This window comes from Actinomyces stomatis (assembly GCF_031292835.1).
GTDB classification, from domain to species: domain Bacteria; phylum Actinomycetota; class Actinomycetes; order Actinomycetales; family Actinomycetaceae; genus Actinomyces; species Actinomyces stomatis.
Genome location: NZ_JASPEP010000038.1, coordinates 1 through 12,094, shown reverse-complemented (window position 1 = coordinate 12,094; position 12,094 = coordinate 1). Strand labels below are relative to the sequence as shown.

Genomic DNA, 12,094 nt, shown 5'->3' with positions numbered 1-12,094 from the left:
CCTCCAGGGCGTCACGGGCGGCCTTGAGCGAGGCCGCGTCCATGGTGCCGGCCAGGTCGTTCAGGGCGTCGCGGGTGCGCCAGTAGGCCACGCGCGCCGGGTCGGACTCGGGGTGGTGCTGGAAGGCCAGGAGCCGCCCGGCCCGCCAGGTGTGAACCGGGGAGCGGTCGGAGGAGGCCAGCAGGATGGCGGCCTCGGGCAGGTGGGTGACGGCGTCGTGGTGGGAGACGATGACGGGGAAGCGGGTGCCGTCGGAGGTGCGGATCCCGGCGCGGTGGGCGGCGCGGATGGCCTCGGCGGCCACGGCCCCGAAGACCGGGTCGCTCTCGCCGGCGGCCGTGATGGTCAGCTCCACGACGCCGACCTCGTCGTTGCCCAGCGCCGGCACGGCCGTGGAGCCCCCGAGGGCCTCAGCGGCCACCTGGGCCCCCAGGCAGATGGCGATGGCGGGGACGTCGTCGGCGACGACGCCGCGCAGCAGCTCACGCAGGTCCGCCAGCCAGGGGTGGTCGCCCTCGTCGTGGGCGCTCATGGAGCCGCCCAGCACGACGAGACCGTCGCCGATCTCATCCAGGCCGGGAATGGGGTCGCCCCGCCAGGGACGCACCATGCGCAGCGTGGCGCCCTCGGCGAAGAGCCACTCCCCCAGGCGTCCCACAGGCGCGAGCTCCTCGGGCTCGATGACGGTGATCGTGAGCGTATCTGTCATGGACGACATTCTGCCGGTGGTTCGGTTGCCTGCGCGCGGTGACAGGCGCAGGCGTGCCGCCTGAGGCGAAACGACTTGCTCACACCCGCGCCCGGCGGGGACGATGTCCCGGATGAAGAACCAGCAGCCCCCGCTCTCCCGTCCTTGGCACCAGATGGCCCTCTCCGGCGTCGCGACGGCGGCCGCCCTGGGGCTGCTGGGACTCTCGGCGGGCGCCGCAGCCGCGCCGACGACGGCCGGCTCCGCGCCCCTGCCCCTGACCTCCTCCGTCCCGGCTGCGTCGGCCGTGTCGGCGGGTGCGCCCCGGGCGCTCCCGGCGGCGTCGACCACCCTGACCCAGCACGTCACCGATGAGCTCGGGATCCTGGATGCCTCGAAGGCCCAGCAGGCCGTGGACACGATGTCCTCCAAGTACGGCGTGGGCCTGTGGGTGCTGACCGTCTCCGACTCCAGTCACAAGGCCTCCGCGATCGCCGAGCAGGCCTTCAAGGACACGAAGCTGGGGCGTGACGACATGCTCCTGGTCATCAACATCCCCTCCGACGGCTCGGCCTCGAAGAGCTACAAGCTGCAGGCGCACAGCAACTCCTCGAAGTTCTCCGAGTCCGACTACAAGCGGATCGACTCGGCCCTCAAGAAGCAGCTGAGCGCGGGCAACTACGACGACGCCGTGGCCGCCATCCCGAAGAACATGTCCGGCTCCAGCGGCTCGGGCGGCTCGAGCGACTCGGGATCCTCGGCGCTTCCGCTCCTGCTGGGCGGGGGCGCGGTCGCGGCCGGCGGGGCCGCCGCCTGGACGGTGTACAAGCGCAGAAAGAACAAGGAGAACGACGACATGCTGTTCGGCAAGCGCAGGAAGCAGGACACCGCGGGCGGCGCACCCGGGAACCAGCCCGCGGGCCCCGCGGCGATGACGGTGGAGCAGCTGCGCACGCAGGCCGGCAGCGCCCTGGTCCAGGCCGATGACACGGTGCGCGCCGCCGCCGAGGAGCTGTCCTACGCGCAGGCGCAGTTCGGCCTGTCCGCCACGGACGCCTTCACCGCCGCCCTGGACAGCGCCCGCAAGCACCTGTCACGGTGCTTCGAGCTGCGCAAGATCCTCGACGACGACATCCCCGAGACCGAGCCGCAGCAGCGCCAGATGTACACCGAGATCCTCCAGCACTGCTCGGAGGCGGTCGGTGAGATCCGCGCCCAGGAGGAGGCCTTCAACAAGCGGCGCGGCATCGAGGCGAACCTGCCGACGTCGATCGCGGAGACCGCCCAGCGGGCGGACGAGACCGAGCAGGCCATCGTCATGGCCGAGACGATCCTGGTGACGCTCAGTGCCGCCTACCCCGCCTCCTCCCTGACCAGCGTGGCCCAGGCCCCCGAGCAGGCCCGCCGCCTGCTGGCCGCCGGGCGCACCGCCCTGGACCAGGCCCGCGCCAGCGTCGAGGCCTCTCAGGACGCGACGGCCGTGGAGCAGGTGCGCATCGCCCAGGGCTCGATCGCCCAGGCCGGCGAGCTGGCCGCACAGGTCACCGGTGCCCGCGAGCGCCTCCAGAGCGCGACGAAGGACCTGGAGGCGGCCATCGCCTCGATCTCCTCAGACCTGGTGGACGCCAAGCGTCTGGAGGGCTCGGTGCCGGCGGCGACCCTGGCCCCGCTCGTGGCCGACGCCGAGGCCGCCGTGGAGCAGGGCCGTCAGGCCAGCGGGGCCAACCCGACCGGCGACCCCCTGGCCGCCCTGGACCACCTGGCCCGGGCCGAGGCCGCCATCGACGCCGCCCTGGCACCGGCCCGCGAGCGCGAGGAGAACGACTCGCGCGCCCGGGCCTCCCTGGGCTCGCGTCTGGCCCGCCTCAACTCCCAGGTGGAGTCGGTGACCTCCTACATCACCACCTACCGCGGGGCGGTGGGTCCCTCGGCGCGCACCGCGCTGAGCGAGGCCGCCCGTCACGCCACGGCCGCCACCAGCGTCCAGACCACTGATCCGGTGGCGGCCCTGGCGGAGGTTGCGGCGGCCGAGCCGCTCGTCGCCCAGGCCCAGGCCCTGGCCGAGGCCGATGTGCGCGGCTCGTCGTCGAGCTCGTGGGGCCCGCACTCCGGTGAGGGCTACTCCTACTCCGGCGGTTACGGCCGCTCGGGCGGCGGGCTCGACCTGGGCTCGCTCCTGCTGGGAGGGCTGCTGCTGGGCGGCGGCCACAACTACGGCGGTTGGAGCTCCCACCACCACGACAGCGACTGGGGCGGAGGCGGCGGCTTCTTCTCCGGAGGTGGGGACTTCATGAGCGGAGGCGGCGGCTTCTTCGACGGGGGCGGCGACTTCTGAGTCGCGCACGTCTGGCGGACGCCCCCGCTCGCACGCCCGTCATGCCCTGAGCGATGCGGCCCCCGCCGGCGTGACTCCGGGCGTTGGGACCTGCGATCATGACGCCTGGCCCGCCTGGCGACCACCCGGCAAGCGCCGAGTCCATACCTGCCCACAATCTGCCCACACCGACGTCGCAGCTCGACGGAAGGACGAACAACCATGGCTGAGAAGCAGTCGATCCTGGGGCGCATCGCCCAGCTCACCCGCGCCAACATCAACGCGCTCCTGGACCGCGCCGAGGACCCGGAGAAGATGCTCAACCAGCTGGTGCGTGACTACACGGCGTCCATCGCCGAGGCCCGTGACGCCGTCGCCCAGACGATCGGCAACCTGCGTCTGGCGGAGAAGGACCACGACGCCGACGTCGCCGAGGCCAAGGACTGGGGCAACAAGGCCCTGGCCGCCTCCCGCAAGGCCGACCAGATGCGCGCCGGCGGTGACACGGCCGGCGCGGACAAGTGGGACTCGCTGGCCAAGATCGCACTGACCAAGCAGATCACGGCGGAGAACGAGGCCAAGGCCGCTGAGCCGATGATCGCCTCCCAGCGCCAGGTCGTCGAGCAGCTCAAGACCGGCCTGCAGCAGATGGAGGTCAAGCTCGGCGAGCTGCGCTCCAAGCGCGACCAGCTCATCGCCCGCCAGAAGACCGCCGAGGCGCAGGTCAAGGTGCAGGGCGCCATCCGTTCCATCAACGTCCTGGACCCCACCAGCGAGCTGTCCCGCTACGAGGACCAGGTGCGTCGGGTCGAGGCCCAGGCCGCCGGGCAGATGGAGCTGGCCGGCTCCTCCCTGGAGTCTCAGTTCGCCGAGCTCGAGGCCTCCGGCGCCAGCCTGGAGGCGGAGGCCCGGCTGGCGGCCCTGAAGTCCGGGCAGAACCCGGCGCTTCCGGGCGCCCAGCAGCAGGCCCCCGCACAGATCACCGACGGTGACGACGACGCGATCAACGCCGCCTTCGCGGCCCTCAAGAACCAGAGTCAGCCGGCCGGCGAGGAGAAGTCCTCCTACTGATCTCACCGCGTCACTCAGGCGTACCAGCCCGCAAGCCGCCCGGTCCTCGTCATCCCGATGAGTGCCGGGCGGTTTCGTGCTCCTCGACGTCGGTCGTCGCGGCCCCTGCCGGGGACATTCCACTCCGGCCGGGGGCATCTCACGCCTCCGGGGACAGGAATTCCGCACCCGACGGCGCCGATTGTCCCCGCCAGGTGAGTTTCGTCCCCGGCCGCGTAGACGGCACCCGACCGCGTCGAATGTCCCCGACCAGCGCCTCGAGTCCCTTCACTCGGGCAGCTTCCCAACACGATTGGGACACACCCCGATCACGCTCAGACGAACGGGAGAGGAGGCCGGTATCGGTGCGGTGTCTTCGAGCGTCGTCGGACGCTACTGGACTGCGTGGCCGGTAGCATGAGCCTCATGAGCGTACCGACTTATCTTCTCGTCGATGGCGAGAACATTGACGCCACTCTCGGCATGAGTGTGCTGGGCCGGCGTCCCGAACCTGAGGAGCGGCCCCGTTGGGACCGAGTCCTCGCATACTGCGATGAACTGTCTTCCGCCGACGCCGCCGAGGGTGAGGGGGATGAGGCCCGGGCCCTGTTCTTCCTCAACGCCACCAGCGGCCACATGCCCATGAGCTTCATCCAGGCCCTGCTGGCCATGGACTACCGTCCCGTGCCACTGGCCGGGTCCGGAAGCAATGATGAGAAGGTCGTCGACATCGGTATTCAGCGCACCCTGGAGGCGCTGGCCGAGCGGGTCGAGTCCGGCCAGGAGGCCCACGTCCTGCTGGGCAGCCACGACGGCGACTACATCCCCCACATCGAGCGCCTCCTGCAGGCCGGCGCCCAGGTGGGGATCCTGTGCTTCCGCGAGTTCCTCAACGCCCAGCTGGCCGCCCTGGAGGACGAGGGCCTGACGATCTACGACCTGGAGAGTGACGTCAAGGCCTTCACCATCCCGCTGCCGCGCGTGTGCATCATCCCGCTGGAGGACTTCGACCCACTCGCCTTCCTCTGACCCGACGGCGGGGCGACGGCACCTGCCGTCGCCCCGCCTCATGTCACAACGCGACTCACCGAAGAGCCGTCAGAGGTCACCTCTGTTCACGTGGCAACCACACCGTTCCCCATTTTTGTGGGATTTCCAAGACTTCCCGGGTCTACAATTGGATTGAGGTCACACCAACCACTTGACCTATCAACAGCGACCATTCGGAACTCATTCAGGAAACGACCAGAAACTGAAGGGATGGTGAGACTCATGGAGCGTTCCCAGCAGTCCCGCACCGAAGCTCACCTCCTTGTCGTCGACGATGAGCCCAACATCCGCGACTTGCTGGCCTCGTCCCTGCGCTTCGCAGGCTTCGAGGTCTCGATCGCAGGCGATGGCAACGGCGCCCTGAAGACGGTGGAGAAGACGTCCCCCGACCTGGTGGTCCTTGACGTCATGCTGCCCGACATGGACGGCTTCACCGTGGCACGTCGCCTGCGCGAACGCGACGTGACCACCCCGATCCTCTTCCTGACCGCCCGCGACGACATGGCGGACAAGGTCCAGGGCCTGACCGTCGGCGGCGACGACTACGTCACCAAGCCCTTCGGGCTGGAGGAGGTCATCGCCCGCATTCGCGCCATCCTGCGCCGCACCCACGCCATTGAGAACCAGGACGACGGCGTCGTGCGCGTGGCCGATCTGGTCCTGGACGAGGACGCCCACGAGGTGTACCGCGCCGAGGTCGAGGTGGACCTGTCGCCCACCGAGTTCAAGCTCCTGCGCTACCTCATGCTCAACGCCGGGCGCGTCGTGTCCAAGGCCCAGATCCTCGACCACGTCTGGGAGTACGACTGGAACGGTGACGCCGCGATCGTGGAGTCCTACATCTCCTATCTGCGTCGCAAGGTGGACCAGATCCAGGGCGCGGACGGCCAGCCCGTCACCCCGCTCATCCAAACTCGTCGCGGAGTCGGCTACATGCTTCGCGAACCCAAGGCCGAGTGATGGCCGCGGCGCGTGGGGGGAGCACGCGCCCGGCCAAGTCGTCCGGTAAGCAGCACCGCCCGATCAAACGGGGCCGATGGCACCCGATCACCGCGATCCAGCGCCCCTGGCAGGCGATGCCGCTGCGCACGCGCCTGACCCTCATGACCACCGGTCTGCTCGCCATCGGGCTCATCGTCGTCTCCTTCGTGGTGACCTCGCTGCTCTACAGCCACATGATGGGCCAGATCGACAGTCAGTTGCGCACCACCTCAGTGGCCATCGGGAGCCAGGGACTGGCCCAGATTCGCGAGGGAGGGACCAGCAGCACCACCTTCCCCTCGAACTACTACGTCAAGGCCGAGTACCTCGACCCCAGCCGTAACGGGGAGTGGATCTCCCCGGACACCGCCGCCACCTACGGCCGACCCCAGATCAAGGGCCTGGACTACCGGCGCGCCCTGGCCCACGCGGACAAGAACGACTTCCCGATCACGACGGTCAACTCCGATCAGCCCGGCCACCAGTGGCGGATGATCACCCTGCTCATCCGGGACCAGAACACCGGCGAGTACACCGGTGCCGTAGCCCTGGCACTCCCGCTGAGCGACGTCATGGAGACCGTGGAGCGCACCCGCCTCGTGGTGGCGCTGGCCGATGTCTCGATCATCTCGGTGGGAGCCGTCTTCGCCACCTACCTGGTTCACCGCTCGTTCCGCTCCTTGCGCCAGATCGAGGGCGTGGCCGCCCGGATCGCCCACGGCGACCTGTCCGCCCGCATCCTGGTGACCGAGCCGCGCACCACGGAGGTCGGCTCGCTGCAGCGGGCGATCAACACGATGCTCACCCAGAACGAGAGCTCCTTCGCCGCCCAGGTCGTGGCCCAGGAGCGGATGACGCGCTTCGTCTCCGATGCCTCCCACGAGCTGCGCACCCCCCTGGCCGCGATCCGCGGCTACGGCGAGCTCTACCGGATGGGCGGGGTGCCCGCGTACAAGACCGGTGAGGTCATGGGGCGCATTGAGACCGAGTCCAACCGGATGGGGCGCCTCGTGGACGACCTCCTCCAGCTGGCCCGGATCGACGAGGGCCGGGAGATGTCCATGGAGCCGGTCAACCTCACCGACCTGGCCGCCGGCGCCCTGAGCGACATGATGGTGCTGGCCCCCGAGCGCGACTGCGGCCTCATCCCCCTCGACCCCCGCGACGAGGCCGCCGGCAAGGAGGCCCCCTCGCTCCAGGTCATCGGCGACCGCGACCGCCTCTCCCAGATCCTCACCAACCTGCTGGGCAACGTGGTGCGCCACACCCCCGCTGGGACGCCGGTGGAGATCGCCATCGGTATGGCGCCCCCGCGAGCCAACCCGACGGCGCAACCGGTCGTCGTCGTCGAGGTCCGCGATCACGGCCACGGCGTGCCACCGGAGGCGGCCGAGAAGGTCTTCCAGCGCTTCTACCGCTCAGACACCTCCCGCAACCGGGAGACCGGCGGATCCGGCCTGGGACTGGCGATCGTGCTGGGTATTGTGGCCGCCCACAAGGGGACGGTCCAGATGCTCCAGACCCCTGGCGGCGGCGCCACCGTCCACATCGAGCTGCCGCCCGCACCGGCCTGGTAGGCCCCGCCACCGCGCCTCAGGCAGGGCCGGCCGCACCGCGTCGTCCACAAGAGTGGCACGCGAGACACTGTGTCACGTCGACGTCACGGCAAGGACAGTCCTACGATGGCACGCGTTCCATTTCCAACACGGAGACTGACCCATGGGTGTCATCGACGCACCGCAATGGCTCCTGCCGGCCTTCACCCGCTCGGTGAAGGCGATCGGCGCCACGCAGCCCCCAGAGGCGATCGGCTCCGCCGGCGAGCTCCTCATCGAGCGCTGGTCCACACCGGACCGTCGCTTCCACAACCTTCGCCACCTCATCGACATGCTCGCGCGGGTCGACGAGCTGGCCGAGGAGTCGCACAACCCGGACATCATGCGGGTCGCCTGCTGGTACCACGGCTGCGTCTTCTCCTCCGACGTCGAGGAGGTCATCCGCGGCAACGGCGGCGAGGATGAGACCGCCTCAGCGGCCTTCGCCGAGGCCGACCTGCGTCACCTGGGTGTTCCGATGGAGACGGTCAAGCGGGTGTGCTGCCTCATCGTCAACCTCAAGCGGCACATGCTCGACGAGCACGACATCGACGCCCAGGCCCTCATCGACGCCGACCTGGGGACCCTGGCCGTGGACCCCCAGACCTACGCCGAGTACGTGCGGCTGCTGCGCGAGGAGTACTCCCACATCCCCTTGGAGGAGTACCTGCGCGGCCGCCTGACGATCGTCTCCCGGCTCCTGGACCGTGAGCACCTCTTCCACTCGCCGTTGGGCCAGCGCTGGGAGCACGCCGCCCGGGAGAACCTGGCCGCCGAGCAACGACGTCTCAACGAGAAGCTCGGCAGGCTCGCCGAGGATCAGGAGGGGCCGGCCGATCAGGCGGCCCCCGAGATCGGAGCCGCCCAGGCGCCGGCACGCACCGCCCCGGTCACCCCGTTGGCCAGTACCACCGCTGCTGCAGGCCCCGTTCCCGAGCGGCCGAGCGAGGCCGCGGAACGCGACCCCCGCACCCCTCCGCTGGGTTTCCAGGCGCTGCCCGCTGAGGACCCCATGGACGGCCCCGCCCAGGACGGCAACACCCTGCGTCTGAACCCCACCGAGCTCAGGGCCATGCGATCCACCGTATCGGCCACGAGCGCGGCGACAGCCGCCTCTGCGGCGCCCTCAGCATCCTCAGCGCCGGCGGCGTCCGCGTCGCCGCTCTCCCCGTCGAGCGCGCCCTCGCCACGCACCCCCGCCCGCGGGATTCCAGCCGTGGCCTCAGCGCGCCGCCCCGCCGACGCACCTGCCGAGCGAGGCGAGGCGCGCGAGGACAAGGACGGCGAGGAGGCGATGACGCACACGGCCTCCATGGAGTCGTGCATCGCGGACCTGGACCTGCTCATGATCTCGCGTCGCCGCTCCGACGAGGCCGAGGACCGCCGCGCCCGCGTCCAGGCCGAGCGGGACAAGCTCACGGAGAAGCTGCGAGCCAAGACCCAGGAGGCCAAGGAGCTGCGCGAGGCCCGTACCGGCGAGATCACTCCCATCACCGAGGAGATCATCGACGACGGCGCCGGGGACCTCTGAGGCACCCAGGCGGGCCCTTCCTCAGGAACGGCCCGCCTCCTGCGGGGCCACAGGCCACGATCTGCGGACCCGCTCCACAGGGCCGGCTGCTCGCCCGGTACGCCACCCGGTCAGCCCCCTACCGTGAGAGGCACAGCGCGCACCTTGGTGCACCACCGGCACACCGCGCACGGCCCTCGGGCCGCCTCTCACGAAAGGACGCCCCTCATGCCCACCTACTCCGTCGACACCGCCGCGGTGGCCGACACCGCCGCTCGGACCCGTACCCGTATCGCGACGATCCAGACCGAGGTCGATGGCATGCGGGGCGACATCGGCCTGCTCCAGTCCTGCTGGACCGGGACGGCGTCGGACTCCATGGCCGCCTGCGCGGCCGACTGGCACCTCACCCAGCTCCAGGTGCAGTCCAACCTCGATCAGATCAGCCTGGCCCTGGACAACGCCGCCGTCTGCTACGACGACGCAGAGACCTCCAACCGGGGCCGTTTCGCCACCTCGGCGCCGGCTCCCGCCCCCGCTCCGGCCACGGGCTCGGCGCCCTTGGGCGCCTGGTAGGAGCCGACGACGGCGGGCCGCCCCTCACATGTGTGAGAGACGGCCCGCCGTGATTCCCGGGGCCGGCCGACGTCGCGGCCGGGCTACCGGGCGATGACTGGCTCGCTGGGAGTCATGTCGATCAGTACATGCCGCCCATGTCGCCGGCGCCACCCTCGGCCGGAGCGGCCGGGGGCTCGGGCTTGTCGGCCACGACGGCCTCGGTGGTCAGGAACAGACCGGCGATGGAACCGGCGTTCTGCAGGGCGGAGCGGGTCACCTTGACCGGGTCGGCGATGCCGGCGGCCAGCAGGTTGACGTACTCGCCGGTGGCGGCGTTGAGGCCCTCACCGGTGGGCAGGTTGCGCACGCGGTCCACGACCACGCCGCCCTCGAGGCCGGCGTTGGCAGCGATCTGCTTGAGCGGGGCCTCCACGGCGACCTTGACGATCGCGGCACCGGTGGCCTCGTCGCCCTCGAGCTTGAGGGAGTCGAGGACCTCGGCGGCCTGGAGCAGGGCGACGCCACCACCGGCGACGATGCCCTCCTCGACGGCGGCCTTGGCGTTGCGCACGGCGTCCTCGATGCGGTGCTTGCGCTCCTTGAGCTCCACCTCGGTGGCGGCACCGGACTTGAGGACGGCGACGCCGCCGGCCAGCTTGGCCAGGCGCTCGGAGAGCTTCTCGCGGTCGTAGTCGGAGTCGGAGTTCTCGATCTCGAGGCGGATCTGGGCGGTGCGGGCCTCGATGGCCTCCTTGTCGCCGGCGCCCTCGACCAGGGTGGTCTCGTCCTTGGTGACGACGACCTTGCGGGTCTGGCCCAGGTCCTCCAGGGTGGCGTTCTCGAGCTTGAGGCCGACGGTCTCGGAGATGACCGTACCGCCGGTGAGGATCGCCATGTCCTGCAGCATCGCCTTGCGGCGGTCGCCGAAGCCGGGGGCCTTGACGGCCACGGACTTGAAGGTGCCACGGATGCGGTTGACGACGAGGGTGGCCAGGGCCTCGGCCTCGACGTCCTCGGCGATGATGGCCAGCGGCTTGCCGGTCTGCATGACCTTCTCCAGCAGCGGGAGCAGGTCCTTGACGTTGGAGATCTTGGACTCGACCAGCAGGACGTAGGCGTCCTCCAGGACGGCCTCCTGGCGGTCGGGGTCGGTGACGAAGTAGGGGGAGATGAAGCCCTTGTCGAAACGCATGCCCTCGGTGACCTCGAGCTCGAGGCCGAAGGTGTTGGACTCCTCGACGGTGACGACGCCCTCGTGGCCGACCTTCTCCAGGGCCTCGGCGATGAAGGCACCGATCTGCTCGTCGGCGGCGGAGATGGAGGCGGTGGCCGCGATCTCCTCCTGGGTCTCGACCTCCTTGGCGTCGGCCAGCAGGCGCTCGACGACGGCCGCGACGGCCTTCTCGATACCGCGGCGAACGGCGATCGGGTTGGCGCCGGCGGCGACGTTGCGCAGGCCCTCGCGCACCAGGGCCTGGGCCAGGACGGTGGCGGTGGTGGTGCCGTCACCCGCGACGTCGTCGGTCTTCTTGGCGACCTCCTTGACGAGCTCGGCGCCGATCTTCTCGTAGGGCTCCTCGAGCTCGATCTCCTTGGCGATGGTCACGCCGTCGTTGGTGATCGTGGGGGCGCCCCACTTCTTGTCGAGCACGACGTTACGGCCCTTGGGGCCCAGGGTGACCTTGACGGTGTCGGCGAGGGTGTTGAGGCCGCGCTCCATGCCGCGGCGGGCCTCCTCGTCGAAGGCGATGATCTTGGACATTGAGTTTCCTCCACTGCGTGGTAGGGGCGGCCGGTTCGTGCCCGCGACGGACGGGTCGGTCCCGGGCGTTCACGTCACGCCCGACGCCGGCCCTCACGTTCCAGCCTGGATGAACTTGGTGCATTCAAGGATGCGTTGTCACTCGAGGAGCCCGAGTGCTAACCGCAATGCTGGCACTCTCAGCCCTTGAGTGCAAGGAGCTCAGTTCTCATCGGCACTGAATCCTCCGATGGCGAAGCAGGGAATCGCGCCGGGCCCGCGGGCGGTCCTGCCCCCGGGGCGGCGGCCCGGGTCATGAGGGCCGGCCGGCTGCCCGTGAGGCGGTGGCCAGCAGGATGAGTGCGCAGGTCCACGCCAGGGGTGCGGGACCCGCCGGGGCGCCGTCGGCCAGGACCTTCTCCGGCAGGGCGCCGGCGCCGGTGCGGTGCGACTCGAGCCACGACAGCAGCCGGGTTCCCTCCTCCTCCATCTCCAGCGACAGGGCCGACCAGGCCATGAGGGCGGTCTCCGGCGTCCAGGAGACACCGTCATCGCGCCAGCCGGAGCCGGGGGCGAGGCCCCCGGCGGGGCGTCGCATGCGTGCGGC

Annotated in this window: 9 protein-coding genes and 1 pseudogene; 7 read left to right on the top strand and 3 right to left on the bottom strand. The window is 70.4% G+C overall.

The features are described from left to right. A partial coding sequence (locus RIV12_RS12680) for a type 1 glutamine amidotransferase (RefSeq protein ID WP_309324334.1) occupies positions 1-709 on the bottom strand: 709 nt, incomplete at its 3' end. A gap of 112 nt (positions 710-821) precedes the next feature. Between RIV12_RS12680 and RIV12_RS12675 the strand changes: the two genes are divergently transcribed. The 7 genes from RIV12_RS12675 (at position 822) to RIV12_RS12645 (ending at position 9,764) form a co-directional block, all read left to right on the top strand. Further along, positions 822-3,023, top strand: coding sequence for a TPM domain-containing protein (locus RIV12_RS12675; RefSeq protein ID WP_309324332.1), 2,202 nt, complete (start codon positions 822-824; stop codon positions 3,021-3,023). A gap of 201 nt (positions 3,024-3,224) precedes the next feature. After that, a complete protein-coding gene (locus RIV12_RS12670) occupies positions 3,225-4,073 on the top strand; it encodes a PspA/IM30 family protein (protein WP_309324330.1) in 849 nt (282 codons plus the stop codon). Positions 4,074-4,478: 405 nt separating this feature from the next. After that, positions 4,479-5,081 carry an NYN domain-containing protein gene (locus tag RIV12_RS12665; RefSeq protein WP_075418487.1) on the top strand — a complete coding sequence of 201 codons (603 nt, stop codon included), beginning with the start codon at positions 4,479-4,481 and terminating at the stop codon, positions 5,079-5,081. A 243-nt stretch (positions 5,082-5,324) separates the two neighbouring features. Beyond that, entirely contained in the window at positions 5,325-6,062 is a 738-nt protein-coding gene (locus tag RIV12_RS12660; RefSeq protein WP_009407606.1) for a response regulator transcription factor, read from the top strand. Continuing rightward, on the top strand, positions 6,062-7,660 hold the full coding sequence (locus RIV12_RS12655; RefSeq protein WP_075418486.1) for a sensor histidine kinase: 1,599 nt from the start codon (positions 6,062-6,064) through the stop codon (positions 7,658-7,660). Before RIV12_RS12660 ends, RIV12_RS12655 begins: the two co-directional genes overlap by 1 nt. A 142-nt stretch (positions 7,661-7,802) precedes the next feature. Then, positions 7,803-9,209 carry an HD domain-containing protein gene (locus tag RIV12_RS12650; protein WP_309324328.1) on the top strand — a complete coding sequence of 469 codons (1,407 nt, stop codon included), beginning with the start codon at positions 7,803-7,805 and terminating at the stop codon, positions 9,207-9,209. Between the two features lie 207 nt (positions 9,210-9,416). Further along, a complete protein-coding gene (locus tag RIV12_RS12645; protein WP_075418484.1) occupies positions 9,417-9,764 on the top strand; it encodes a WXG100 family type VII secretion target in 348 nt (115 codons plus the stop codon). Between the two features lie 121 nt (positions 9,765-9,885). Here the strand turns inward: RIV12_RS12645 and groL are convergent, their stop codons facing one another. Together groL and RIV12_RS12635 are read right to left on the bottom strand one after the other, a co-directional pair. After that, positions 9,886-11,508, bottom strand: coding sequence for a chaperonin GroEL (gene groL, locus RIV12_RS12640; protein WP_075418483.1), 1,623 nt, complete (start codon positions 11,506-11,508; stop codon positions 9,886-9,888). Positions 11,509-11,800: 292 nt separating this feature from the next. Then, positions 11,801-12,094, bottom strand: a pseudogene (locus RIV12_RS12635) (glycoside hydrolase family 15); the annotation flags it as partial.

What these genes read in the sequence shown, in the direction of transcription:
- RIV12_RS12675 (WP_309324332.1), top strand. Translation starts at nt 822, where the DNA reads ATGAAGAACCAGCAGCCCCCGCTCTCCCGTCCTTGGCACCAGATGGCC.
- RIV12_RS12670 (WP_309324330.1), top strand. Translation starts at nt 3,225, where the DNA reads ATGGCTGAGAAGCAGTCGATCCTGGGGCGCATCGCCCAGCTCACCCGC.
- RIV12_RS12665 (WP_075418487.1), top strand. Translation starts at nt 4,479, where the DNA reads ATGAGCGTACCGACTTATCTTCTCGTCGATGGCGAGAACATTGACGCC.
- RIV12_RS12660 (WP_009407606.1), top strand. Translation starts at nt 5,325, where the DNA reads ATGGAGCGTTCCCAGCAGTCCCGCACCGAAGCTCACCTCCTTGTCGTC.
- RIV12_RS12655 (WP_075418486.1), top strand. Translation starts at nt 6,062, where the DNA reads ATGGCCGCGGCGCGTGGGGGGAGCACGCGCCCGGCCAAGTCGTCCGGT.
- RIV12_RS12650 (WP_309324328.1), top strand. Translation starts at nt 7,803, where the DNA reads ATGGGTGTCATCGACGCACCGCAATGGCTCCTGCCGGCCTTCACCCGC.
- RIV12_RS12645 (WP_075418484.1), top strand. Translation starts at nt 9,417, where the DNA reads ATGCCCACCTACTCCGTCGACACCGCCGCGGTGGCCGACACCGCCGCT.
- groL (WP_075418483.1), bottom strand. Translation starts at nt 11,508, where the DNA reads ATGTCCAAGATCATCGCCTTCGACGAGGAGGCCCGCCGCGGCATGGAG.